Source organism: Mycobacterium sp. WUMAC-067, from assembly GCF_020217485.1.
GTDB lineage: Bacteria > Actinomycetota > Actinomycetes > Mycobacteriales > Mycobacteriaceae > Mycobacterium.
Map to the genome: position 1 here is coordinate 166827 of NZ_JAEKMI010000007.1, position 25079 is coordinate 191905.

Sequence of the window (25079 nt, forward strand, 5' to 3'; positions counted from 1 at the left end):
AAGGAACGGTCGCGTACCTGAATTTCACCGGAATTTTCGATGCCGACCTGTCATTCTTCCTGCAGGTGGTCTCGCAGGGGGGACCAATCAGGGATGGAGCGTAAGGGCAGTTGGCTGACCCGAAACTGAAGGACAGCGCCGGCGGCGGCAACGGAAGCCGCCGGCGACTTGTGATTGTCGAGTCGCCTACCAAGGCGCGCAAACTGGCCGGCTACCTGGGGTCCAGCTACATCGTCGAGTCGTCCCGCGGTCACATTCGCGACCTGCCCCGCGCCGCGGCCGACGTGCCCGCCAAGTACAAGTCGGAGCCGTGGGCCAGGCTGGGCGTGAACGTCGACCACGACTTCGAACCGCTCTACATCATCAGCCCCGAGAAGAAGAGCACCGTCACCGAACTCAAGGGCCTGCTCAAGGACGTCGACGAGCTCTATCTCGCCACGGATGGTGACCGTGAGGGCGAAGCCATCGCCTGGCACCTGCTGGAGACCCTCAAGCCCAACATTCCGGTCAAGCGGATGGTGTTCCACGAGATCACCGAGCCGGCGATCCTGGAGGCCGCCGAGAATCCCCGCGACCTCGATATCGATCTGGTCGACGCGCAGGAGACCCGCCGCATCCTCGACCGCCTGTACGGCTACGAGGTCAGCCCGGTGCTGTGGAAGAAGGTCGCGCCCAAGCTGTCGGCGGGCCGGGTCCAGTCGGTGGCCACCCGGATCATCGTGCAGCGCGAACGCGACCGCATGGCGTTTCGCAGCGCGTCCTACTGGGATATCGTGGCCCAGCTGGACGCCAGCGTGTCCGACCCCCAGGCATCGCCGCCCACCTTCACCGCCAGGCTCACCAACGTCGACGGCCTTCGCGTGGCCGCCGGCCGCGACTTCGACTCGCTGGGCCAGCTGCGCAAGGCCGACGAGGTCACCATCCTCGACGAAGCGAGCGCGACCGAGTTGGCCGCCGGGCTGCGCGGCGCCCAGCTGTCCGTCGCCTCGGTGGAGGAAAAGCCTTACACGCGACGGCCGTACGCGCCGTTCATGACGTCGACGCTGCAGCAGGAGGCCGGCCGCAAGTTGCGGTTCTCCTCGGAGCGCACCATGAGCATCGCCCAGCGGCTCTACGAGAACGGCTACATCACCTATATGCGTACCGACTCGACCACGCTGTCGCAGTCGGCGATCAACGCCGCGCGCAACCAGGCGCGTCAGCTCTACGGCGAGGAGTACGTCTCGCCGTCCCCGCGCCAGTACACCCGCAAGGTGAAGAACGCCCAGGAGGCGCACGAGGCGATCCGGCCCGCCGGCGAGACGTTCGCCACCCCGGACGCGGTGCGCCGCGAGCTCGACGGCGACGAATTCCGGCTCTACGAGCTGATCTGGCAGCGCACGGTGGCCTCGCAGATGGCCGACGCGCGCGGCACCACGCTGAGCCTGCGGATCGGGGGCCGTTCCGGGGACAGGCAAGTGGTGTTCTCCGCCAGCGGTCGCACCATCACATTCGCGGGCTTCCTGAAGGCCTACGTGGAGACGGTGGACGAGTTGGCCGGCGGCGAGGCCGACGACGCCGAGAGCCGGCTGCCGCAGCTCACCCAGGGCCAGCGGCTGGACGCCATCGAGCTCACGCCCGACGGCCACGCCACCAACCCGCCGGCGCGCTACACCGAGGCGTCGTTGGTCAAGGCGCTCGAGGAGTTGGGCATCGGCCGCCCGTCGACGTATTCGTCGATCATCAAGACGATCCAGGACCGTGGCTACGTGCACAAGAAGGGCAGCGCCCTGGTGCCCTCGTGGGTCGCGTTCGCCGTAACCGGTTTGCTGGAGCAGCATTTCGGCCGGCTGGTCGACTACGACTTCACCGCCGCGATGGAGGACGAGCTCGATGCGATCGCCTCGGGTCAGGAGCGGCGCACCGACTGGCTCAACAACTTCTACTTCGGCGGCGAGCACGGGGTGGCCGATTCGGTGGCCCGATCCGGCGGCCTGAAGAAGCTCGTCGGCGTCAACCTAGAAGGCATCGACGCCCGAGAAGTCAACTCCATCAGGCTCTTTGACGACGAGCAGGGCCGGCCGGTCTACGTCCGGGTGGGCAAGAACGGGCCGTACCTGGAGCGCATGGTGACCGGCGACCCCGATGATCCCAGCGGCGAGCCAAAGCCGCAGCGGGCCAACCTCAACGACTCGCTGACCCCCGACGAATTGACCCTCGAGCTGGCCGAGCAGCTGTTCGCCACGCCGCAGGAGGGACGGGTGCTGGGTGTGGACCCGGCAACGGGCCACGAAATCGTCGCCAAGGACGGGCGATACGGCCCGTACGTGGCCGAGGTCCTGCCCGAGCCGCCGCCCGGGGACGACGACGGCAGCGCCACACCCGCGAAGAAGGGCAAGAAGCCCACCGGTCCCAAACCCCGCACCGGGTCGCTGCTGCGCACCATGGACTTGCAGACGGTCACGCTCGAGGATGCGCTGCGGCTGCTCTCGCTGCCCCGGGTGGTCGGCGTCGACCCCGAGTCCGGCGAGGAGATCACCGCTCAGAACGGCCGCTACGGCCCATACCTGAAGCGCGGCACCGATTCTCGTTCGCTGGCCACCGAGGAGCAGATGTTCGACATCACCCTCGAGGAAGCGCTGAAGATCTACGCCGAGCCCAAACGCCGCGGCCGCCAGGGCGCCGCCGCGCCGCCGCTGCGTGAGCTGGGCGCCGATCCGGCGACGGGCAAGCCGATGGTGATCAAGGACGGCCGGTTCGGGCCGTACGTCACCGACGGCGAGACGAACGCGAGCCTGCGCAAGGGCGACGACGTGCTGTCGATCACCGACGAGCGGGCGGCCGAACTGCTGGCCGACCGCCGGGCCCGCGGTCCGGCGAAGCGCCCCGCCAAGAAGGCCGCCCGCAAGTCACCGGCCAAGAAGTCGGCGGCCAAAAAGACCGCCAAGCGCAGTTAGCTGCTTGCGTCGCTGGAAACCTCTTGCGGCGCAACCAATTCCGGGGCGGCCAGCTTCACCGGTCGGGCCAGCTGGGTGGGCGCCCTGCGGCCGCGCAGCTCGACCACCTCGCCGACATCCCAGCACAACGCCTCGGCGTCCAGCGCGCCGCTGACGGCGATCGCCGACGCGAGCACGTGGCCGGGCTCGAGTTTGGCCAGCTCGGTCAGCCGGGCGGCCTCGTTGACCGGGTCGCCGATCACCGTGTACTCGAAGCGGGCCTGCGCACCGATGTGGCCGGCGATGGCCCGACCGGACGACACCCCGATGCCGAACTCCGCCGAGCCGATCACCGGGAGCAACTCGTCGTGCAATTCCCGGGCGGCGGCCAGCGCCCCGCCCGGTGAGTCGGGGTGCTCGATCGGCGCGCCGAAGATGGCCAGCGCCGCGTCACCCTGGAACTTGTTGACGAAACCGCCGTGGCGGCCAACGGTGTCCACCACCACCCGGAAGAACTCGTTGAGCAGGTGGACGACCTCGGCGGGCGGCCGGGTGGAAGCCAGCTGGGTGGAGCCGACCAGGTCGACGAACAGCACCGCGACGTCGCGCTCCTGGCCGCCCAGCTCGGTGCCGCGCTCCAGCGCGCGGCGGGCGACGTCCTCCCCGACGTAGCGGCCGAACAGGTCGCGTAGCCGCTGCCGCTCGGACAGGTCGCGCACCATGTCGTTGAAGCCCGCCTGCAGCAGGCCCAGCTCGCTGGCGTCGTAGATCTGCATGTGCGCGTTGTAGTTTCCGCGCTGCACCTCGCTCAAAGCCCAGCGCAGCTGGCGCAGGGGATCGGCGATCGACATGGCCACCAGCAGGGTGCTGATCAGCCCGACGCCCAGCGCGGTCAGCGCCAGTAACAGGATGGGGTTGAACAAGCTCTCCGGCGCGGCATGCAGCAGCGAGGCCTTGTCGGCGACCACGGCCAACACGATCGCCATCAGCGGCACCGCCGTCGAGAGCATCCAGGTCAGGATCTGGCGCAGGATGACGCCGGGCGCCTTGACGTTCTCCGGCACCCCGCTGCGCAGGGCGGCGACCGCCACCGGCCGCAGCACCCGCTCGGATTGCAGATAGCCGATGATCGCGGTGGCCGCGGCTCCCAGCGCGGTGGCGACCGAGACGACGGGCGCCGCGAACTTGGCCACCGACCAGCTGGCCACGATGAACACCACGCCGCCGATGCACCAGTACACGACGGTGCTCAGGGTGCGGTAGTACGGCATGCGCAGCGCGCGGCTGCGGGCGAGTTCGGTCGCGACCGGATCGGTCTCGGCGAGCATGTTGTCGCGGCGCTGCCAGCGGAAGACCGGCATCAGCAGCTTGAGGTTGACCACGACGCCGACGAGGAACAGGACGACCAAGGAGGTCGCGAAGATCGCCAGGTTGAGCGTCGGCAGGTCCTGCAGTTCGATGCGGTCCTGCGGTGGCAGGCCGTAGCGCAGGAAGCCGAGCACGAACAGCGCGCCGATGATGTCGGCCTGCAGCATGCTCAGCGCGAACAGCGGCCACGGGGTGCGCACCACCCATCGGACGAATGCGCTGATCCGCCCCGGTAGTGCCGCCGCCGATGTCACGAACCCACCGTATCGGGCGGCGGCGACGTCCCGGAAACTTAATAACGATCTCGGCAGGTCGCGCGGGGGCCCCGAGGGCCGCAAAGGTCACGGAATGGTCGCGGTACGGTAGCCGATCGGTATCTGTCGGCCTCGCTGTCTAGTGTTACCGGTGATGTCCGGGGTGTTTGCGCGGCTGGTAGGCCAAGACGCGGTGACGGCCGAGCTGCTCGCCGCCGCCAAAGCCTCGCGCGGTGACCCAGCCCACAGCGATGCGGGCGCCGGGACTATGACACATGCGTGGCTGATCACCGGCCCGCCGGGTTCGGGGCGCTCGGTGGCGGCGCTGTGCTTCGCGGCCGCGCTGCAGTGCACCGCCGCCGTTGAAGACGGGGGGCCGGGCTGCGGGCGCTGCCACGCGTGCACGACGACCATGGCCGGCACCCACGCCGACGTGCGCCGGGTGATTCCCGAGGGCCTGTCCATCGGCGTCGACGAGATGCGCGCGATCGTGCAGATCGCGTCGCGGCGCCCGGCCACCGGGAATCGGCAGATCGTGGTGATCGAGGACGCCGACCGGCTGACCGAGGGCGCCGCCAACGCGCTGCTGAAGGTGGTCGAGGAACCGCCACCGTCGACGGTGTTCCTGCTGTGCGCGCCGTCGGTGGACCCCGAGGACATCGCGATCACGTTGCGGTCCCGGTGCCGGCACGTGGCGCTGGTGACGCCGTCGACCGAGGCGATCGCGCACGTGCTGGTGGACAGGGACGGCCTGAGTCCCGAGACCGCGGACTGGGCGGCGTCGGTCAGCGGCGGCCACGTCGGCCGGGCCCGCCGGCTGGCCACCGACCCGGAGGCCCGGCAGCGGCGCGAGCGGGCGCTGGGACTGGTGCGCGACGCCGCGACCCCGTCGCGGGCCTACGCCGCCGCCGAGGAGTTGGTGGCCGCGGCCGAAGCCGAGGCGGTGGTGCTGACCGCGGACCGCGCCGAGGCCGAGACCGAGGAGCTGCGCACGGCCCTCGGCGCCGGTGGCACCGGAAAGGGCACCGCGGGCGCGATGCGCGGTGCGGCCGGGGCGATCAAAGACCTTGAGCGGCGGCAGAAGTCGCGCCAGACCCGGGCCTCGCGCGACGCGCTGGACCGGGCGCTGATCGACCTGGCGACCTATTTCCGGGATGCGCTGATGGCCTCCGCCCTGGACGCGGGAGCCGGGGCGGTGCGGGCCAACCACCCGGATATGGCCGAGAAGGTCGCGGCGCTGGCGGCCCATGCCCCGCCCGATCGGCTGCTGCGCTGCATCGAGGCGGTCCTCGAATGCCGCGAGGCGCTGGCGATCAACGTCAAGCCCAAGTTCGCCGTCGACGCCATGGTCGCGACGATCGGTCAGGAACTGCGCACCCAGGAACCGCGCGATTGATTTCGTGGTGTCCGCCCGCCTGCCGTAGACTCGTGCCGCCCGCGCGAGGGCACGCCGCCTTAGCTCAGTCGGTAGAGCGATTCACTCGTAATGAATAGGTCAGGAGTTCGATTCTCCTAGGCGGCTCCATTACTTCCCTGCTCAGCCCGGGGCCAGAAAACCCACCGGACCCGACGCGATGCACAACGCCAGCGCCGCGGTGTTGGCCCGCACGGTGATCGCATCCCCGGCGCCCGGCAGGCGCGCGAACACCCGGTTGAGTCCCGGATGCACCGGCACTTTGACCTCGGGCCCCTGCGTCATCGACAACACCATCGAACCGTCGCTGTTGGCCAGGTAGTTCAGTTCGACGGTCCAGTCGGCGGGTAGCAGCGGCCCGTCGAGGACCAGGCGCGCCGGTTTGTCCGGTTGCGCGAAATAGCCGCATCGCGGCATCGGCCCCGGCGCGATGGTACGAACCCAGGTCACCCGCGCCTTGATCAGGTGACCGGAGCTGTCCAGCATGCGCAATTGCGTTGTCGCGGGCGCGAATTCGGGCCTATCCCGCAGCAGGGCGAACATGTGGCTGGCCAGATTCTCCGGTGCGGCCACCCGCTGCAGCACCAGCGGATCGACCTCCTGGTCAAGCAGCGGCGCGTCCGAGGCGGCATGGGCCGCGGCCAGAGCGGCCCGGGCGTTCTGCAGATAGGGCTGAGCCGGGTTGTCGCGCCAGCTGGTCAAAAACGTGGCCGTCGAGTACAGGCTGCTCGCCACGAACAACACCGCCAGACCCGCGGTCACCGCCGGGCGTTTCGGCGACGCGTCGAGCCAGCCCGGCCCGGCCGGCCGGTTCGGGGCGCAGAGCGCGACGGCGGCCAGCAGCGCCAGCACGACGACGAGATCCGGGAAATACCGCAGGGTCTGCGCGAGCTCCAGCGCGGTCTGCTTCGACGAGCGCATCAGATAGATCGGCACCTGGCAGGCCACGGCGTAGCCGGCGGCGGTCGCCCACACCGGCCCGATGCGCCGCTTGCGCGCCAGCGACACCGCCAGCACGCCGGCCAGCACCAGCCAGCCCAGCGCCATCACCGACGGCGGGGGCGTGGCCCACGGCGACGCCGGCGCCCACCGGTCCCAGTGCCAGGGCCCGCCGGCCAGCCCGGGCACGATGCCGTGCGTGATCGAGCGCGCCAGCAACCGCCCCGTCATCGACAGGTCGGAACTCCACCGCTGCTGATTGACCACGCCCAGATAGAGCGCCACCCAGGCGGCGGTGAGCGCCAGCGCCGCGGTCCACAACCGCGCCCCGGCCCGCCACACCGTCGCCAGCGCCGACCGCAGGCTCCCGTCACCGGTCACGTGGCACAGCAGCGCGGCCACCGCGAACGCGACGAACGGGATCACCGCGGCCTTCTCGAAGAACAGCAGCCCGCCGAAATAGACCAGCACCCCGGTCACCGCGTAGCGCCGATCGCCGGTGCGCACCAGCAGGACGGCGTCGGCGCAGACCCAGGCCAGCGCCGCCAGCATCGGCAGCGAGTTCAGCGCCGCCGCCCACCAGGCGAATCCGGGCACGCCGAGCGGCGTGAACAACGCGAACGTCAACGGGATCAGCAGCACCGGCCGCCAGCCGAGGATGGCGTGCAGCGCGCGCAACAACGCCAGCGACGCCAGCAGTTGCAGCACCACCAGGCTGACCGCCGGCCACGTCCAGTCCAGCGGCGCCAGCCGGATGATGGTGCCCGCGAGCAGAAATGCCCCCGGCATCACGTGGCCGTCGTGATCGTGGAACAGATACGACGGCGCGAGCAGGTTATGCGTGCCGGCCTTGCCGATCAGAATCAGGTCGTCCCAATAGAAGTAGCCCCGGAACGCCAGCGCCGCGCGGACCGCCAGCTGCACCGCGATGAGCGCCGCGGCCGCCGCCGCTATGTATGGTGGGCCGGTGCGTGCACTGGTTACCGGGGCAGCCGGATTCATCGGCTCGACGCTAGTCGACCGTCTGTTGGCCGACGGCCACGCGGTGGTGGGGCTGGACAACTTCGCGTCCGGCCGCGCGGGCAACCTCGAGCACCTGGCCGACAATCCGGCGCATGTCTTCGTCGAGGCCGACATCGTGACCGCCGACCTGGAGGCCATCCTCGACGAGCACCGCCCGGAGGTGGTGTTCCACCTGGCCGCCCAGATCGACGTGCGGCACTCGGTGGCCGACCCGCAGTTCGACGCCTCGGTCAACGTGATCGGCACGGTGCGCCTGGCCGAGGCCGCCCGCAGGACGGGGGTGCGCAAGGTGGTGCACACCTCCTCGGGCGGCTCCATCTACGGCGTCCCGCCGCGCTACCCGACCGGTGAGGACGCCCCCACCGATCCTGCGTCGCCCTATGCCGCGGGGAAGGTGGCCGGCGAGATCTACCTGAACACCTTCCGCCACCTGTACGGGCTGGACTGCTCGCACATCGCGCCGGCCAACGTCTACGGGCCCCGCCAGGACCCGCACGGGGAAGCGGGCGTGGTGGCGATCTTCGCCCAGGCGCTGCTATCGGGTAAGCCCACCAAGGTTTTCGGCGACGGCAGCAATACCCGCGACTACGTTTTCGTCGACGACGTGGTCGACGCCTTCGTCAAGGCGTCCGGAGACGCCGGTGGCGGGCAGCGCTTCAACATCGGCACCGGGGTCGAAACCTCGGACCGGCAACTGCATTCGGCGGTGGCCGCCGCGGTCGGAGGCCCCGACGACCCGGAGTTCGCGCCGCCGCGACTCGGCGACCTCAAGCGATCCTGTCTCGACATCGGTTCTGCCGCAAAGGTTTTGGGATGGCGGCCGAAGGTCGAGCTCGCCGAGGGCGTGCGCCGCACGGTGGACTACTTTCGGCGGACGCACACCGGCTAGCCCGCTTCGGGCGCCTGGGCGGAATCCATCGCGATCGCCCGGGCCAGCCGCGCGTAACGCAGCTCCAGGTCCTTGAACCGCATGTAGGTACTGAGCGTGGTGAAGCAGAACGCCATGATCAGTGCGTAGAGCATCAGGTCGGTGCCGCGGCGCACCCCGAACCATTGCGCCACGACGGTGGTGTCGTCGGGTCGCAGCACGGCGTAGATGCCGGCCAGCACGAACACCACGTAGCCGACCTTGACCCAGGCCCGGGACCGCGCGTTGCGGCGCGAGCGCAGCAGATACACCAGCAGCGCGACGATCGATCCGATCAGGAGCACCTGGATCCAGTTCATCTTCCGGTCCTTTCATGTCGGATCATTTTGGAATCCTCCCCCGCAGGAATCCGTCGAAAATGATGTTGACGCCGTTGAGCAGCGGCTGGCCCTTCGACCTCGAATACTCGGTGTAGAGCACCTCGATCGGTTCTTCGGCGACGCGCCAATGGTTTTCGTCGATCAGCATGATGAACTCGTTCGCGTGGCTCATGCCGCTCATCGTGATGTTCAGGCTGTCGGCGACCTTCTTGTTGAACACCCGCAGCCCGTTGTTGGTGTCGGTCAGGCCAAGCCGGCGACCGCGCCGGCTCAACCGCGCGGCGGTCTGCAGCACGATCCGTTTCAGCAACGGCGGCCGGGCGACCTGCTGGGTGCCGAACCGGGTGCCGATGACCACGTCGACGTCCCCGGGGCGCAGCCGGTCGACCATCGCGGCCAGGTCCTTGACCCGATGCTGGCCGTCGGCGTCGAACGTCGCGAAAATCTGGGCCCCCGGCTGCTTGCGGGCGTACTCGACGCCGGTCTGAATGGCCGCGCCCTGCCCGAGGTTGATGGGGTGGCGGACCAGGTGGGCCCCCGCCCGCCGGGCGATCTCACCGGTGCCGTCGGCGCTGCCGTCGTCCACGCAGACGACGTGGTCGAACACCGAGCGGACGTCGGCTATCACCTCGCCGATGACAGCTGCTTCGTTGAAGGCGGGAATGACGACCCAGACGACCGAATATTGCGTTTCCGTACCCATCTAAGCCCACAAGGTACACGCTGGTGCAGGCCAGATCAGCCCGATGCGCGTCCGGCGCGCGACAGCGCCACCAGATGGACGCCGATGCCGACCAACGGCCCGCACAGCAGGCCGACCACGGTTCGGGTCTGCAGGGACAGCGGCAGCAACAGCAGCAGACCCGACGCGACCGTCGCGCCGACCCAACCCAGCGAGTAGGCGCGGTGCAGCGCGGCGGCCACCGCGGCGGCGCCGGTCAGCGTCAGCATGGCGATCGCCACCGCGGCCCCGGTCAGCCACGCCAGCAGGGCGCTGCTGGCGTGGTACTGGGGCCCGAAGGCGAATCGCAACAGCCAGGGGCCGACCGCGCCCGCGGCCAGCACCCCGACCGCGCCGATCGCCGCGACGATCCCGGCCGGGGCGATCAGCGCACGCACCCGGTCGCTGCGCTCGTCGACGAAATGCGCAATCAGGTTGCCCTGCATGGCAGTCAGCGGCACCAGCAGTGGCGCGCGGGTCAACGTGACGGCCAGGATGATCACCCCGCCCTCGGCGCCGAGCTCGGCGCTGGTGAGCTTCAGCAGCACCGGAAAACCCATCACCAGGATGGCGCTGGCGCCGGCCGCGGTGATCGAATGCGCGGCGCCCCGCAGAAACCTCGCGGTGCCGCCCGGGGTGAGCAGGCGGGCGGCGGCGCGGGTGGCGGGCGAGGCCACCAGCAGGATCAGCCAGGCGAGCGCGCCGGCGACCGTCGCCCAGAGGAAGCCGGTCAGATGCCAGCCCAGCACCACGGTGGCCGCCGCGATCGCGACCCGGATGACCGCGTCGGTCACCATCAGCGCCCCGTACTGGGTCCACTGATTGATTCCGGCCAGCATGCCTAGCAGGGTGGTGTGCACACAGAAGCCGGCCAGCCCGACGCTGAGCAACGCTACCGACAGCCAGCGGTCTTCGACGAAAACCCGCCCGCTCCACAACGGCGCGGTCCCCGCGATCACGACGGCCGCGGCCACGCCGATCAGCGCGGCGACCCGCAGCGGGTGGGTGCGCTTGACCGGCGCGACCTCCAGGTACGGCCCCCCAATTGAGCAAGCGCGGATCTCGCGGGTGGTTTCTTGGAGCAGGCCGAACGCGGCGCCGCTGACCAGCCCGAAGGCCCCCCAGAACACCCCGAACACCGAGAAGCCGCTGGGCGCCAGGTCGCGGGCCGCCAGGTAGATCACGCCGTAGCCGCACAGCGCGGTCACGGCGGTGGCGGTGCCGACGCGGGCCATGGCGCCGCGCGCCACCGGCCCCTGTGACGCGCTGATTTCGGTCATCGGGGCAGCGCTTTCAGCGGACCGCGCCGATGTATCGCCACAATTTGAAAATAGTAAGTGTCCGCAACCGATAGCCCGGCGCCGCGACCGGGTTCGCTAGTGTGAGCGGCTGTCGGAAAGGACCTATGGCCGCCTACCGCGTCTTCGGCATCTCGTTGTTGCTCACCGTGGTGGCCCTTGTGCTGGGGTATGCGCACGGCGGCCTCGAGGACCTTTTCCTGCTGCTGGTGTTGGCCGTCCTCGAGGTGTCGCTGTCGTTCGACAACGCCATCATCAACGCCGCGATCCTGAAGCGGATGAGCCCGTTTTGGCGGCAGATGTTTTTGACCGTCGGGATTCTCATCGCGGTGTTCGGGATGCGTTTGTTGTTCCCGTTGGTGATCGTGTGGGCCACCGCGGGGATCGGGCCGGTTCGCGCGCTGGAACTGGCGCTGCATCCGCCGCCGCACGGCGCGCTGGAGTTTCCGGACGGCTCGCCGAGCTACGAGAAGATGATCCTCTCCGCCCATCCGCAGATCGCGGCGTTCGGTGGGATGTTCCTGTTGATGCTGTTCCTGGATTTCGTCTTCCATGACCGAGACATCAAGTGGCTCAAGTGGATTGAGGTCCCCTTCGCCCGCATCGGGCGACTCGGTCAGGTGTCGGTGGTGGTGGCCGGCGCCACGCTGGTGCTGGTCGGCTCGCGGTTGACGCATTCGGCCGACGAGCGTGCCACGGTGCTGACCGCCGGAGTGCTGGGCTTGGTGACCTACCTGGTGGTCAACGGGTTGAGCCGCGCGTTCCGCCCGGCCGACGTCGAGGGCATGACGGCCGCCGAGGCGGTCGGCAAAGCGGGGTTCACCCTGTTCCTCTACCTCGAGGTTCTCGACGCCGCGTTCTCGTTCGACGGGGTCACCGGCGCCTTCGCGATCACCTCGGACCCGATCGTCATCGCGCTCGGGCTCGGACTGGTGGGCTCCATGTTCGTGCGGTCCATCACCATCTATCTGGTCAAGCAAGAAACCCTGGACCGGTACGTGTACCTGGAACACGGCGCGCACTGGGCCATCGGCGCGCTGGCCGTGATCATGCTGGGATCCATCGACCCTGGCCTGCAGGTCCCCGAAGCGGTCACCGCCTCGGTCGGGGTGGTCTTCATCGGAGCGGCGCTGGGCTGGAGCCTGCTGCGCAACCGGCGCAGGGCCGGTGCGGTCGCTAGTGCCCCTCGGTCTTGAACCGCTCCACCGAGCGCTGAATCTCGGCCTCGGCCTCCGCGCGACCAACCCAGTCCGCCGCCTTGACGAACTTGCCCGGCTCCAGGTCCTTGTAGTGCACGAAGAAGTGCTTGATCACGTCGAGCTCGAACTCGGGCACGTCGCCGATGTCCTGGACGTGGTCCCAGCGGTGGTCGCCGGCCGGCACGCACAAAACCTTGTCGTCGCCGCCCTTTTCGTCGGTCATCCGGAACATGCCCACCGGACGGGCCTCCACGATCACCCCGGGAAACACCGACTGCGGCAGCAGCACCATGGCGTCCAGCGGGTCGCCGTCCTCGCCGAGGGTGTCCTCGATGAAGCCGTAGTCGGTCGGGTAGCCCATCGCGGTGTACAGGTAGCGGTCCAGACGCACCCGACCGGTCTCGTGATCGATCTCGTATTTGTTCCGCTGGCCCTTCAGGATCTCGATGGTCACGTCGAATTCCACCGCGTCGGCTCCTTGTCTGGGTGTCTGCATGGGCAGGCCAATTTTGCTCTGCTACACCCTAGTCGAGCCCATCGCCGCCGATTCGGCAGAATGGGTTCAAACAGTCAGGAGAGTGATGGCCCGTACTCGCTGGCAAAAATCCACCCCAGTGTTCATCGGGTTGGGCGTGCTGGCGTTCGTCGCTGCCGTGGTGGTGGCGGCAACGTTTTTCACCACGACCGGGCATGGCGCGGGCAGTGCGCGCGCTCCGATCCCGGCTCCGCACGCACCCACGGTCAAGCCCGGCATGGTCCCGGTGAGCGATACCGCCGAGTTGCCCAGCGGCCCGGGCGTGAGCGCAGCGCTGGCGCCGGTGGCGGGCGACCCCAACCTGGGCAGGCTGGGCGGCCGGATCACCGACGCCAGCACCGGCAAAGAGCTGTGGCAGGTGGCGGACGACATGCCGCTGGTGCCGGCGTCGACCAACAAGGTGTTGACGGCGGCCGCCGCCCTGCTGACGTTGGACCGCCAGGCCCGGATCAGCACCCGGGTGGTGGCCGGCAGCCAAAACGCCCAGGGCCCCGTCGTGCTGGTGGGCGCCGGCGATCCGGTGCTGTCCGCCGCACCGCCCGGGCAGGACACCTGGTACCGGGGCGCGGCCCGCATCAGCGACCTCGTCGAGCAGATCCGGCGCAGCGGCGTGACCCCGACCGCGGTGCAGGTGGACACCTCGGCGTTCAGCGGGCCGACGATGGCGCAGGGCTGGGATCCCGCCGACGTCGACAACGGCGACATCGCGCCGATCGAGTCGGTGATGATCGACGCCGGACGCATCCAGCCGACCACGGTCAACTCCCGGAGGTCCCGGACGCCGGCGCTGGATGCCGGCCGCGAGCTGGCCAAGGCGCTGAACCTCGATCCCGCCGCGGTGACGATCGCGACGGCGCCGTCCGGAGCGCGCCAGCTGGCCGTCGTGCAGTCGGCGCCGTTGGTGCAGCGCCTGTCCGAGATGATGGACCACTCCGACAACGTGCTGGCCGAATGCATCGCCCGTGAGGTGGCCGCCGCGATCAACCGGCCGCGCAGCTTCGCCGGTGCGGCCGACGCGGTCACCAACAGGTTGAGCACCGCCCACGTCGACACCGCGGGTGCGGCGCTGTTGGATTCCAGCGGGCTCTCGGTCGACGACCGGCTGACGGCCAAGACGCTCGACGGGGTGCTGCAGGCCGCCGCCGGGCCGGACCAGCCGGCGCTGCGCGCGCTGCTGGATCTGCTCCCGATCGCCGCCGGCAGTGGCACGCTGGGCGACCGGTTCGTCGACGCCTCGACCAGCCAGGGCCCCGCCGGCTGGTTGCGGGCCAAGACCGGCTCGCTGACCAACATCAACGCGCTGGCCGGGGTGCTCACCGACCGCAGCGGCCGGGTGCTCACCTTCGCGTTCATCTCCAACGACGCGGGCCCGACCGGCCGCAACGCGATGGACGCGCTGGCGACCAGGCTCTGGTTCTGCGGGTGCTCATGACGCCGGCGCCGGACCTGACGCTGGGCACCGCGGTCGACTGGCAATTCGCGGCCACGGTCGGCCGGCGGCTGGCCCGGCCCGGCCCGCCGTCCAGCGACTACACCCGGCGCCAGGTGATCGACGAACTCGTCGGCGCGGCGGCCAACGCCGAACCCCTGGTCCGTGAGGTCACCGGCCTGGTCGCAGGTGGCGCCGTGCCCGCCGCCCGCATCGTCGACCGCCCGGAATGGATTGCCGCCGCGGCCGAGTCGATGCGGGTGATGATGAACGGCGCCGAGAAGCCACGCGGATTTCTCACGGGCCGGATCACCGGCGCGCAGACCGGCGCCGTCCTGGCCTACGTCTCCTCGGGGATCCTCGGCCAATACGACCCGTTCGCCGGCGATAACGGGGCCAGGGCCGGCAGCCTGCTGCTGGTGTACCCGAACGTCATCGCCGTCGAGCGGCAACTGCGGATCGACCCGTCCGATTTCCGGCTGTGGGTGTGCCTGCACGAGGTCACCCATCGGGTTCAGTTCACCGCCAACCCGTGGCTGCCCGACTACATGTCGGAGGCGCTGGGCCTGCTCACCCGCGACGCCGGCGACGACCTGGGGGAGGTGGTGAGCCGGCTCGCCGACTATGCCCGCAATCGCGGCAATCCGGCCTCGGACGCCAACTCGGCGGGGATCCTCGGTCTGGTGCGGGCGGTCCAGTCCGAGCCCCAGCGCCACGCCCTGGATCAGCTGCTGGTGCTGGGCACGCTGCTGGAGGGCCACGCCGACCACGTCATGGATGCCGTCGGGCCGATGGCCGTGCCGTCGGTGGCCACCATCCGCCGCCGCTTCGACGAGCGCCGCCACCGCAAGCAACCGCCCCTGCAGCGCCTGCTGCGCGCACTGCTGGGACTCGACGCCAAGCTCAGCCAATACACCCGTGGCAAGGCGTTCGTCGATGACGTCGTGGGCCAGGTGGGGATGGCGCGATTCAACGCCATCTGGACGGGGCCCGAGACGCTGCCGCAGCCCAACGAGATCGAAGAGCCCCGGCGATGGATCGACAGGGTGCTGTAGGCCGGCTGCGCGCGGCGGTCGAGGCGTTCATCAAGACGCATCTGGCCACCGTCGACCAATGGTGCGTGGCCCTGTCCGGTGGCCCGGATTCGTTGGCGCTCACCGCGGTGGCGGCCCAGCTGCGACCCACCGCCGCGGTGGTGGTGGACCACGGCCTGCAACCCGACTCGGCCGACGTCGCCGAAACCGCCCGGGCGCAGGCCATGGAACTGGGATGTGTTGCGGCGCAAGTGGTTCGGGTGCAGGTCGGCAGCCAAGGCGGTCCGGAAGCGGCCGCGCGCGCCGCCCGCTATGCCGCGCTGGCCGCCTACCATGACGGCCCGGTGCTGCTCGGCCACACGCTCGACGACCAGGCCGAGACGGTGCTGCTGGGGCTGGGCCGGGGGTCCGGGGTGCGCTCGATCGCCGGGATGCGCCCCTACGATCCGCCGTGGTGTCGGCCGTTGTTGGGGGTCCGGCGCGCGGTGACGCACGACGCGTGCCGGGAGCTGGGCCTGACCGCGTGGCGCGATCCGCACAACAGCGACCGCCGCTTCACCCGGACCCGGCTGCGTGCCGAGGTGTTGCCGCTGCTCGAAGACGTGCTCGGCGGGGGCGTCGCCGAGGCGCTGGCCCGCACCGCGACCGCGTTGCGGGAGGACAACGAGTTGATCGACACCCTGGCCGCCCGGGCGCTGCCCGACGCCAAGGAGGGCCCGGGGCTGCGGGTCTCGGCGCTGGCGACGCTGGACGCGCCCGTTCGGCGCCGGGTGATCCGGGCCTGGCTCCTGGCGGGCGGCGCAACGGGGCTGACCGACAAGCAGATTCGGGGGGTCGACGCCCTGGTCACCGGATGGCGCGGCCAGGGCGGGGTGGCGGTGGGGTCGGCCCTGCCCGACGAGCGGCTGTTCGCGGGCCGCCGGGACGGCGTTTTGACGCTGTGGCGCGAACCGGTCCACTGACCGCAATATCGGGGCCGCCGTTGGTTATCCGCCCGTCGGCGTGGCACTCTGTGGGCGTGGCCCAGATCTCCTCGGCGATCACCCCCGCCCAGCCCGCGGAGCTCTACCCCGGGGATATCAAGTCTGTCCTGCTGACGGCGGAGCAAATTCAGGCGCGGATCGCCGATCTCGGCCGCGAAATCGGGGAGAGCTACCGCGACGCCGCGAGCGAGACGGGCCAGGACCTGCTGTTGATCACCGTGCTCAAGGGCGCCGTGATCTTTGTCACCGACCTGGCCCGCGCGATCCCGGTGCCCACCCAGTTCGAGTTCATGGCCGTCAGCTCGTACGGCTCATCGACGTCCTCGTCGGGGGTGGTGCGCATCCTCAAGGACCTGGACCGCGACATTCAGGGCCGCGATGTGCTGATCGTCGAGGACGTCGTCGACTCGGGCCTGACCCTGTCCTGGTTGCTGCGCAACCTCAAAACGCGGCATCCGCGGTCGCTGAAGGTGTGCACGCTGCTGCGCAAGCCGGACGCGAAGGGAGCCCACGTCGACATCTCGTACGTGGGCTTCGACATCCCGAACGACTTCGTCGTCGGCTACGGCCTCGATTACGACGAGCGCTACCGCGACCTGTCCTACATCGGCACCCTGGACCCCAGGGTCTACCAGCAGTAGCTCGCGGCGATCGCCGCCATCCGGCTGCGTCAGTCCAGCTCCCACACCGCGCTGACCGAGAAGTTCACGGTCTGCTGGCCGGGCTCGAGCGGGACCATCGACGGCATGGCCCGCGGCGTCGGCGGCCCGACCGGCGGGGGGTTGCCGGTGGCCTCCGAGATGGACAGCACCCGGCCCAGCCGGAGCCCGGACAGCTGGGCGTATTGCTCGGCGCGGCTCTTGGCATCGTTGAACGCCCGCGCGCGGGCGTCCTTGACCAGCTGCGAATCGTCGGCGATGGAATAGCGGACCGACCTGATCCGGGTGGCGTCGCCCCCCGTGCCGACGATGAGGGCCAGCAGCCGCGACGCCGCATCGGGCGGGTGGATCTTGACGGCGACGGCGTTGGTGGCGCGGTACCCGGTGATGTCGGCCGTGCCGCTGGGTCCGGGGTTGTTGTACTGCGGCGCCAGGGTGACCTCGGTGGTGCTGATGTCCTTGTGGTCGACGCCGGCGCCGAGCAGCGCGTTGAGGACCGCCTGCTGGCGGTCGTTGGTCTGGTTCATGGCGGTGGTGACGTCGGGGGCGGTGAATTCGATACCGACGTCGGCGGTCAGGGTGTCCGGGGCGCCCTGAACTTGCCCGGTACCCAAAACCGTTACCTGCCGGGGGTTCGCGCCCGGGCGTGACGGGCGGGGTTCGTCGCACGCCGACGCCGCGGCGACGGTCAGGCAGGCCGCGGCCACCGCAATCGATCGGCGGACAAAACTCGAGGCGTTGGTTGCGACCGGCATGCCTGGCACCCTAGCCGCTGGGCCGTCGTCCGTGTGGCGGAGTCCTGTGTCGGCGCGCGGCGGCATGGCCGGCGCCCCAGGCCCCGCCGTCGGATCCAGCCGATCGTGGTCGCGAATTACCTTGTGCGACGGCATGTTTAGCCCCGAATCCTGAGCCAGCAAAGCTAGGCGGACGCGTATGCGCGCTCATATAGGAACATATATGACTCCAATCATATTGGATTATAGCGAGATTCATGCCGAATCCAAAAGTGGCAGCGTTTGTGGCCAGCTAAATGAATAGTTGTCCAACCGGCCATGAAATAGCGGCCCGCAGGCTGTCATCATCCGAGGTCACCGGCCTAACGTGACGAGCGTCGAACTCGGTGCCGGTGACGGGCGCCGAAAGCTGGTTAATTGAAAGGGTTTTGAGGACTCACCATGTCGTTTCTGATGGCACAGCCGGAAATACTGGATGCGGCTTCGCGTGATCTGCACGGCATCAATGCCGCAGTGCAGGAAAACAATTCGGCGTTGATCGCGACGACGACCGCGGTGGCCCCCGCCGCCGCCGATGTGGTGTCGATATTGACGGCCGCACGGTTCTCCCGGCACGGACAGCTCTTCCAGGAGATCAGTGCGCAGGCAGCTCTGATGCGAGAGCAGTTGGCGACGACGCTTGGCATCAGCGCCGGTTCGTACGCCGCCACGGAATTGGCCAACGCCGCCGCGGTCGGTTAGGCGAGGACCCGATGCTGGACTTCGCGGAGTTACCGCCGGAGATCAACTCCGCGCTGATGTATTCGGGGCCCGGTTCGGGGCCGCTACTCGCCGCCGCGGCGGCCTGGAGTGGATTGGCCGCCGGCCTGCATTCCGCGGCATCCTCGTATGGGTCGGTGATCGCGGGCCTCGAGGGCGGACCATGGCAGGGGCCGGCCGCGGCATCCATGCTCGCCGCGGCCGTGCCGCAACTGGTGTGGCTCAGCGGCACGGGTGGGCAGGCCGAACAGGCGGCGCATCAAGCCGTGGCGGCGGCCGGTGCCTACGAGGCGGCGTTCGCCGAAACGGTGCCGCCACCGGTGATCGCGGCGAACCGGGCGTTGCTGATGGAGTTGCTGGCGACGAACTTCCTCGGGCAGAACACCCCGGCGATTGCGGCCACCGAGGCGCAATACGGCGAGATGTGGGCCCAGGACGCTGCCGCGATGTACGAATATGCCGGCGCCTCGGCGGCGGCGTCGACATTGCCGGCGTTCGAGTTGGCGGCGCCCACCACGAACCCGACCGGCGTCGCGGGTCAGGCCGCTGCGGTGGCCCAGGCGGCCGGCGCCACCGGCAGCAACAGCGGGCAGGGCCTGGACGCGGTGCCCCAAGCCCTTTCGGCGCTGGCGGGGTCGACGAACACGTCCCCGTCGTCCGCCAATCCCACGCTGTCCTTGGGAGGGTTCGGCCTGAACCCGGAGGGCGATGGGATCGTCGTCGGGGGTCCGCTGGGTGACCTGTTGGAGGGACTGACCGGGTCGCAAACCTTGGACGCCAGCACGCCTTTTGACGCGTTCATCCGATTGATTTCGCCGACGCGGTTGTTCACCACCGCGTTCAAGGACATCCAAAGCCTCGCGCAGGGCTTCATGCCCGCCGCGAAGTCCGCCGCCGAGGGCGTCGCCAAGGCCGCAGAAGCGGCCCTTCCCGCCGTTTCGGGTGCGGGCCTGGGCTCGATCGGCGCAATCGGCGGAGCCGTCGGCAAGGCGGCGTCGATCGGCGGGTTATCGGTGCCCGCCGCCTGGGCGAGCGCGGCCCCGGCACCGACGGTCGCCGTGGCGCTCAACGGTGCCTCCGCCGCGGGGGCCGTCGAACGTGCCACGAACGCGGTGGGCGGGGTGCCGATGGTGCCCGCCGCCGGGGCGGGGCGCGGCGTCGCGGCCCACTTCGTCACTCCCCGATACGGTTTCAAGCCCACGGTCATCGCGCAGCCCCCCGCGGGTGGGTGATGCGTCAGAAGGGTGGGTCGTCGGGTAGGGGCTGCAGGGTGGGTTGGTCGGGTTCCCAGTCGGGGGGCAGTTCTTCGGGTTCTCGGGGGTCGTTGACCCAGGTGCAGTAGGGGCTGGTACTCGGTGTTCCCTTGAACAGGAACAGCATGTCGCGCATGTGGTTTCGGAACTTGCGTGCCGCGATTTCGTCTTTGCGGTCCTGTTCGAGTCGACGGCGGGCCTCGTTGATCGGGCGCTGCTCGCGATTGTGGGTGCGCGCCTGGGTGATTCGCGCGCTGCGCTGCCGGGATCGGCTGCGTCGTCTCGGCTCGGGGGCGGCGCAGGCCGGGGCGCGCGCCGCCGGAAACAAATCCGCACCCGCCGGCGAGGTCCGATAGGTGTTGCCGGTCGGCGAGGCCCAGATCACGGTTCCATCGGCCAACTGTTTGTCGCGCCAGCCCCCGAAGGTTTTGAGCCGATGATGCTGGCGGCACAGACATTTCAAGTTCTCCGCGACGGTGCGCCCACCCGCCCGCGGATTTTGATGGTTGAACGGAATGGTGTGGTCGACATCGCAGATCATCGCCGGGCGGGAGCATCCGGGGAAGCGGCAGGTGAGATCGCGGCAGCGCACGAACCGCTCCAGCGCCGCCGACGGTTGATAGCGCAAGGCCTCGACCGGACTGGTCACCGGGTTGGCCACCAGCACCGACGCGGCGGCCGCCAACCGGCGCACCTGATCGGCATCGATGACGCCATAGCCCTCCAGATAGCCGGGCTCAGCCCCATCGGCGTAGACGGTCTGCTCGCCGGCCACCACGTTGACGACCACCCGCGCCCCGGTCGGCTCACCTTCGCGAGCGTGCTCGCCGGCCCGGGTGGGGCAGTCGGCTTGTCCACACGCACAACCCAACCCGCGGCCGTCGGCCAGCGCCGACAGTGCGTCGGCGCGGCGCTGATCCATCGTCCGTGGATCGGCCGGGCACACCTGCTTGGCGAGTTGGGACAGCCGGCGATCAAAGGCCGTCGCGGCGGCGGCCGCCACCGAACCGCGGATCTCGGCCATCCCGTTGTCCGCGGCGCTGATGGCGACGTAACGGTCCTCCTCGGCGGCCACCCGACGCTCCCGGGCGGCGTCGGGATCGGCGACCCGCACCGCGGCATCAACCGCGTTGACGATCCGCTGCCGCGACCAACTGTGCCAATTCCCGATCCGGGCGGCCAACGACTCATCGAGCGTGGCGATCACCTCCGGGTCGGTGACCAGATCGGTGCGGGTGATGACCAAACGCACCGTGCGCCAATCCGTTCGCCCCTCGGCCAACAGCGCCGCCACCCGTGGCAGGCGGGTATCGAGCGCCTCGGCGTGCGACACCAGGAAACTGGCACCCATCGCAGACAGGTTCATCACCGCGGCGACCTCGGCGGCGGTCTGCTCGAAGCCGTCGATCTCGGCGTACTCCCGATCGGCCCCGTCGGCAGTGGCCACCCGATGCCGCAGCAGCGCCGCCACCGCCGCCAACCGCCGCGCCACCAGCATCGACTCCTCCCGATACGTGGACTCGATCAGCGCCACCAGAGCGGCGGGATCCGACGGTACTTCGAACATGCGTTCGATTATAGGTGGCCCCTCCGACAATTTTCAGGGAGTGACGAGAACCTTGCAGTGCCGCTCGGGGTCGGCCAGGTCGTCGAAGGCCGCGCCGACCGCATCCAGGCCCACCTCGCCGGTGATCAGCGGGCTGACGTCGATCTCACCCTCCGCCAGCGCGCGCAGCGAGTCGCCGAACTCGTCGGGTGTGTAGGCGAGCACGAATTGCACGTTGATCTCTTTGGCGATCGCGAAGAACGGATGCACGGTGTCGGGTTGCATGCACACCCCGGCGACCACCAGGCGGGTGCCCGGCCGCGCCCGGAGCATGACGTCGTCGATGATGCCGGGCACCCCGACGGCCTCGAACACCACCGCGGGCTTGACGGTGTCGAAGGGCGAGCCCTGCGCCGGATCCAGCGTCTGGTGGGCTCCCATCGCGGTGGCCAGCTCGCGCCGCTTGGGCGAAAAGTCCGACGCCACAATGGTTTCGACGCCCTTGGACCGAAGGGCGGCGACGATGGCGATCCCGATCGGGCCGCAGCCCAACACCAGGGCCGTCTCGCCCGGTGCGATGTTGGACTTGTTGACGGCGTGCAACCCGACCGCCATGGGTTCGGTGAGGGCCGCGTGTTTGAAGTCCAAGCCGTTGGGGATGGGCAGCAGCAGCGGCGCCGAAAGCAGCATCCGTTCGGCGTAGCCGCCGATTGTGCTGTTGCTGTACACAATCGGCTCGACTCCCTTGGCGGACAACAGCACCGGCAGCGACGTGACCAGCGTGCCCGGTGGATGTGTCTCGGTGTCGGGACCGGCTTCGAGTATCTCGGCACTGAATTCGTGCCCCATGAAGATGTCGTGGTTCAGGTCGACGTGCATGCTCCCCGCGCCGCCCGCCGCCCGATCGGTCATTTCCAACACCTGGGCGCCGTGGGCGGCGAAATGCAGGTCGGAGCCGCAGATTCCGCACGCCCGCACGCCGACGAGCACCTGGCCGGCTTCGGGTATCGGGTCGGGCACGTCGTCGCGGTAGACCATGCGTCCGTCGCGCAATACCGAGGCGCGCATCAGTGCACCGCATCTTTCTGTTCGTCGACGTGCTCGGTGATGGCTTTGACCACGGCCTCGCCCGCCCGGCCGATCAAGTGGTCGCGCTTGCCCTTGGCCCAGTCGTGGGATGCGCGGGAGGCTTCGAGTTGGCGTTTGAAGTGGGGAATCACCTTGCGCGCCATCAGGTCGTAGCAGTGGTGCGTCGCCTCGGGTGAGGCCCAGTCGTGGCCGAGCATCAGCAGGGTGCCGAAGCCGCCGGAGCGGTCGAGCAGGTCCTCGATGTGGGCGATGGCGTCCTCGGGCGTGCCGATGCAGCAATTTCCTTTGGCCGCATAGTCGGCGACGAATTCGTGTGGCGTCTGGGTGCCTTCGACACTGTTGGCCAACGGGACGAACCCGGCGGCGCCGAAGTAGTTGGCGAAATCCTGTAGCCCGTAGGTGCAATCGTCGATCGCCTGCTCGCGGCTGTCGGCGATGTGCATGATGCTCAGGACGCGCCAGTCGCCGCGGTCCGGCTCGTCGCGTCCGGCCTTGTCGGCCTGGTCGCGCACCACGTCCCAGGTGGTTTCCAGCGCCGCGTAGCCGCCGGGCACCGACATCGACAGCGACAGCAGCGAGGTGCCCAGCGCGCCGGCCAACCGCGGCCCTGACGGTGAAATCATTGCCGCCGTGGAGATCTCGGGATAGGGCCAGGTGTAGGGCCGGATATGTAACTGGGCGTCGCGCAGGGTGAACCAGTCGGAGTGGCGGTCGATTCGTTCGGTGGGTGCGGCGCGGAACAGCGCCAGGATGGCCTCGAGGGACTCCTGCATCATCCGTCGCTGATCGACGGGATCGATGCCCATCATGTACGCGTCCGACGGCAGCGCCCCCGGACCGGCGCCGAACATGACCCGGCCGCGGGTCAGGTGGTCCAGCAACACCCAGCGGTCGGCCACCATCAGCGGATGGTGATAGGGCAGCGACACCACTCCGGTGCCCAGCCGGATGTGTTTGGTCCGCTCGGCCGCCGCGGCGATGAATACCTCCGGGCAGGCGATCAGCTCGTAGCCACCGGAGTGGTGTTCGCCGAACCACGCCTCGTCGAACCCGAGCCGATCCAGCGCGACGACGCGTTCCATGTCGTATTCCAGTGCCACCGTTGGGGATTGACCGACCGGGTGAAATGGTGTGATAAAGACACCGAAACGCAGGGGCGCGCTCATCAAAGCTCCAATCCGTTGAGGAATTCCAATAGCGCCGCGTTCACCTCGTCGGGGCGCTCCTGTTGCAGCCAATGCCCGGCGCCGTCGATCATCAGCTGCCGATACGGACCGGAAACCATCTCCGATGCGCGGTCGACGGGAGTGAAGGACAGGACGGGATCGGCCGTCCCACCGATGAACAAACACGGCACCGAGATCTTCACCCCGTCGAGTTCGGCGGTGGTTTCCCAGTTGCGGTCGAAGTTGCGATACCAGTTGAGCCCGCCGGTGAATCCGGTGCGGGAAAACTCGCCGATGTAGTGGTCGAGCTCGGCCTGGCTGATCCAGTCCGGCAGACCATTGGGTTCGGGAAGGCGTTCGATGAAGCCTTCCGGGCCCGGGGCCGCCATCCGCAGCGCCGCGGCTTGGTCGCCCGACGTTCCTGCGCTGGCCATCATCCGCCGCAGGAAAAGCGCGGGGGCACCATTGAGTTCGGCATCTGCGACGCCGGGCTCCTGGAAATACAGGATGTAGAAGAAGTTCTCGCCGAATATTTTCCGCCACCTGGCCGTGGGGGCCGCCTTGGGCCGGGGCGTCACGGGCACGCTGAGCGCGGCGACGGCCGCGACCCGGTCGGGGTGCAGCAGCGGAGCGTTCCACACCACGGCCGCGCCCCAGTCGTGCCCGATCCACACGGCGAGCTCGGCGCCGACGTCGTCGAGCAGACCGACAAGGTCCGCGGTCAACTGGTGAATGTCGTACGCCTCGACGGCATCCGGGCGATCCGAACCGCCGTAGCCGCGCTGATCGGGCGCCAGCACGTGGTAGCCGGCTTGCGCGAGGACGTCTATCTGGTGGCGCCAGGAGTAGGCCAGTTCGGGAAAGCCGTGGGCCAGGATCACCACGGGTGCGCCGCGGTCGCCCGCTTCGGTCACCCGCAGCCGCACACCATTGGTATCTACTAACCGTTGGGTTGGGGGCACCGTCTCACCAAAGCACAACGGTTGCGGACTGAGAAGGGTCTTTCGGCTCGGCGCAGCATAATTTGTGCATGCGATTGGACCACGTAGTTCTGTGGACGAAGGATCCGCGCGCGGCGATGGACTTCTACTCGAGGATCGTCGGCCTGACGCCGGTGCGGTTCGCCGAGTTCGAGGCCGGCGAGGCGCCCTTCCCGAGCGTGCGGGTTTCCGAGGACTCCATCATCGACCTGATGCCACTCGAGATGGCTTCCGGCGCGGCGTCGTCCGCGGTGGTCGAAGGGAGCGCCGGCCAACCGGTCAATCACGTCTGCCTTGCCCTGTCGAAACCCGAATACGACGCCCTCGACGCGCGCCTGCAGGCGGCAGGCGTGGACACCAGCGTGCGGCTGCACCACAGCTTCGGCGCGCGGGGTTGGTCGCCGCACACGTACTACTTCGCCGATCCAGACGGCAATGTCATCGAGGCCCGCTACTACGAGTGAGCCCGTCGGCCTGGGAACTGCCGATCGTTAACTGGGCAGCCCGGCTCTGCCGGAGCTGGCGATCGCCAC

22 protein-coding genes and 1 tRNA gene are annotated in these 25079 nt (G+C 69.3%); 12 read left to right on the forward strand and 11 right to left on the reverse strand.

Going from position 1 to position 25079, the window contains the following annotated elements; all coding sequences use genetic code 11:
* Positions 1-110: 110 nt before the first annotated feature.
* The gene (topA, locus tag JF781_RS07495; protein WP_225326184.1) at positions 111-2936 is read left to right on the forward strand and encodes a type I DNA topoisomerase; all 2826 of its coding nucleotides are present in this window, start codon (positions 111-113) and stop codon (positions 2934-2936) included.
* Here topA and JF781_RS07500 read toward each other — a convergent pair.
* A complete protein-coding gene (locus JF781_RS07500) occupies positions 2933-4594 on the reverse strand; it encodes an adenylate/guanylate cyclase domain-containing protein (protein ID WP_225326319.1) in 1662 nt (553 codons plus the stop codon). The genes topA and JF781_RS07500 overlap by 4 nt on opposite strands.
* A gap of 97 nt (positions 4595-4691) precedes the next feature.
* Between JF781_RS07500 and JF781_RS07505 the strand changes: the two genes are divergently transcribed.
* Positions 4692-5933 (forward strand): DNA polymerase III subunit delta', encoded by a 1242-nt coding sequence (locus tag JF781_RS07505; protein WP_225326185.1) that lies wholly within the window; start codon positions 4692-4694, stop codon positions 5931-5933.
* A 53-nt stretch (positions 5934-5986) separates the two neighbouring features.
* A tRNA-Thr gene (locus JF781_RS07510) sits at positions 5987-6062 on the forward strand.
* Positions 6063-6074: 12 nt separating this feature from the next.
* Here JF781_RS07510 and JF781_RS07515 read toward each other — a convergent pair.
* Positions 6075-7892 (reverse strand): hypothetical protein, encoded by a 1818-nt coding sequence (locus JF781_RS07515; RefSeq protein ID WP_225326186.1) that lies wholly within the window; start codon positions 7890-7892, stop codon positions 6075-6077.
* Between JF781_RS07515 and JF781_RS07520 the strand changes: the two genes are divergently transcribed.
* A complete protein-coding gene (locus tag JF781_RS07520) occupies positions 7858-8802 on the forward strand; it encodes an NAD-dependent epimerase/dehydratase family protein (protein ID WP_225326187.1) in 945 nt (314 codons plus the stop codon). The genes JF781_RS07515 and JF781_RS07520 overlap by 35 nt on opposite strands.
* Here JF781_RS07520 and JF781_RS07525 read toward each other — a convergent pair.
* From JF781_RS07525 to JF781_RS07535, 3 genes are read right to left on the reverse strand one after another with little or no spacing between them, the layout of a single operon-like run.
* A complete protein-coding gene (locus JF781_RS07525) occupies positions 8799-9140 on the reverse strand; it encodes a DUF2304 domain-containing protein (RefSeq protein WP_064940286.1) in 342 nt (113 codons plus the stop codon). The two genes, JF781_RS07520 and JF781_RS07525, sit on opposite strands and share 4 nt — an antisense overlap.
* Before the next feature lie 22 nt (positions 9141-9162).
* A complete protein-coding gene (locus tag JF781_RS07530; RefSeq protein WP_225326188.1) occupies positions 9163-9864 on the reverse strand; it encodes a glycosyltransferase family 2 protein in 702 nt (233 codons plus the stop codon).
* Between the two features lie 35 nt (positions 9865-9899).
* Positions 9900-11162, reverse strand: coding sequence for a hypothetical protein (locus tag JF781_RS07535; RefSeq protein WP_225326189.1), 1263 nt, complete (start codon positions 11160-11162; stop codon positions 9900-9902).
* A gap of 125 nt (positions 11163-11287) precedes the next feature.
* Between JF781_RS07535 and JF781_RS07540 the strand changes: the two genes are divergently transcribed.
* Positions 11288-12376 (forward strand): DUF475 domain-containing protein, encoded by a 1089-nt coding sequence (locus JF781_RS07540; protein ID WP_225326190.1) that lies wholly within the window; start codon positions 11288-11290, stop codon positions 12374-12376.
* On the opposite strand, the gene JF781_RS07545 is transcribed toward JF781_RS07540, so the two are convergent.
* Positions 12357-12845: an inorganic diphosphatase gene (locus tag JF781_RS07545; protein WP_225326320.1), complete on the reverse strand. Its 489-nt coding sequence runs from the start codon at positions 12843-12845 to the stop codon at positions 12357-12359. The genes JF781_RS07540 and JF781_RS07545 overlap by 20 nt on opposite strands.
* 115 nt (positions 12846-12960) lie before the next feature.
* Here JF781_RS07545 and dacB point away from each other — a divergent pair, with 115 nt between their 5' ends.
* From dacB to hpt, 4 genes are read left to right on the forward strand one after another with little or no spacing between them, the layout of a single operon-like run.
* On the forward strand, positions 12961-14346 hold the full coding sequence (dacB, locus tag JF781_RS07550; RefSeq protein WP_225326191.1) for a D-alanyl-D-alanine carboxypeptidase/D-alanyl-D-alanine-endopeptidase: 1386 nt from the start codon (positions 12961-12963) through the stop codon (positions 14344-14346).
* Positions 14343-15398, forward strand: a complete 1056-nt coding sequence (locus JF781_RS07555; protein WP_225326192.1) for a zinc-dependent metalloprotease — start codon at positions 14343-14345, stop codon at positions 15396-15398. Before dacB ends, JF781_RS07555 begins: the two co-directional genes overlap by 4 nt.
* The gene (tilS, locus tag JF781_RS07560) at positions 15377-16339 is read left to right on the forward strand and encodes a tRNA lysidine(34) synthetase TilS (RefSeq protein ID WP_225326193.1); all 963 of its coding nucleotides are present in this window, start codon (positions 15377-15379) and stop codon (positions 16337-16339) included. Before JF781_RS07555 ends, tilS begins: the two co-directional genes overlap by 22 nt.
* A 50-nt stretch (positions 16340-16389) precedes the next feature.
* On the forward strand, positions 16390-17001 hold the full coding sequence (hpt, locus tag JF781_RS07565; protein WP_225326194.1) for a hypoxanthine phosphoribosyltransferase: 612 nt from the start codon (positions 16390-16392) through the stop codon (positions 16999-17001).
* Between the two features lie 29 nt (positions 17002-17030).
* Here hpt and JF781_RS07570 read toward each other — a convergent pair whose 3' ends face one another.
* Entirely contained in the window at positions 17031-17774 is a 744-nt protein-coding gene (locus tag JF781_RS07570) for an SIMPL domain-containing protein (protein WP_225326195.1), read from the reverse strand.
* A 420-nt stretch (positions 17775-18194) separates the two neighbouring features.
* On the opposite strand from JF781_RS07570, the gene JF781_RS07575 reads away from it, so the two are divergent.
* Both JF781_RS07575 and JF781_RS07580 read left to right on the forward strand, forming a co-directional pair.
* Positions 18195-18494 carry a PE family protein gene (locus tag JF781_RS07575; protein WP_225326196.1) on the forward strand — a complete coding sequence of 100 codons (300 nt, stop codon included), beginning with the start codon at positions 18195-18197 and terminating at the stop codon, positions 18492-18494.
* 11 nt (positions 18495-18505) lie between these two features.
* Complete coding sequence (locus JF781_RS07580) at positions 18506-19744, forward strand: PPE family protein (RefSeq protein ID WP_225326197.1); 1239 nt, start codon at positions 18506-18508, stop codon at positions 19742-19744.
* Between the two features lie 4 nt (positions 19745-19748).
* Here the strand turns inward: JF781_RS07580 and JF781_RS07585 are convergent, their stop codons facing one another.
* Genes JF781_RS07585 through JF781_RS07600 form a run of 4 tightly spaced genes read right to left on the reverse strand, consistent with a single transcriptional unit; the run spans position 19749 to position 24528 of the window.
* A complete protein-coding gene (locus JF781_RS07585; RefSeq protein WP_225326198.1) occupies positions 19749-21332 on the reverse strand; it encodes an HNH endonuclease signature motif containing protein in 1584 nt (527 codons plus the stop codon).
* 33 nt (positions 21333-21365) lie between these two features.
* Positions 21366-22379: a zinc-binding dehydrogenase gene (locus JF781_RS07590; protein ID WP_225326199.1), complete on the reverse strand. Its 1014-nt coding sequence runs from the start codon at positions 22377-22379 to the stop codon at positions 21366-21368.
* Positions 22379-23566 carry an LLM class flavin-dependent oxidoreductase gene (locus JF781_RS07595; protein ID WP_225326200.1) on the reverse strand — a complete coding sequence of 396 codons (1188 nt, stop codon included), beginning with the start codon at positions 23564-23566 and terminating at the stop codon, positions 22379-22381. The genes JF781_RS07590 and JF781_RS07595 overlap by 1 nt, the downstream gene beginning before the upstream one ends.
* The gene (locus JF781_RS07600; RefSeq protein ID WP_225326201.1) at positions 23566-24528 is read right to left on the reverse strand and encodes an alpha/beta fold hydrolase; all 963 of its coding nucleotides are present in this window, start codon (positions 24526-24528) and stop codon (positions 23566-23568) included. Before JF781_RS07600 ends, JF781_RS07595 begins: the two co-directional genes overlap by 1 nt.
* 68 nt (positions 24529-24596) lie before the next feature.
* Here JF781_RS07600 and JF781_RS07605 point away from each other — a divergent pair, with 68 nt between their 5' ends.
* Positions 24597-25010 carry a VOC family protein gene (locus tag JF781_RS07605; RefSeq protein ID WP_225326202.1) on the forward strand — a complete coding sequence of 138 codons (414 nt, stop codon included), beginning with the start codon at positions 24597-24599 and terminating at the stop codon, positions 25008-25010.
* Positions 25011-25079: the final 69 nt, after the last annotated feature.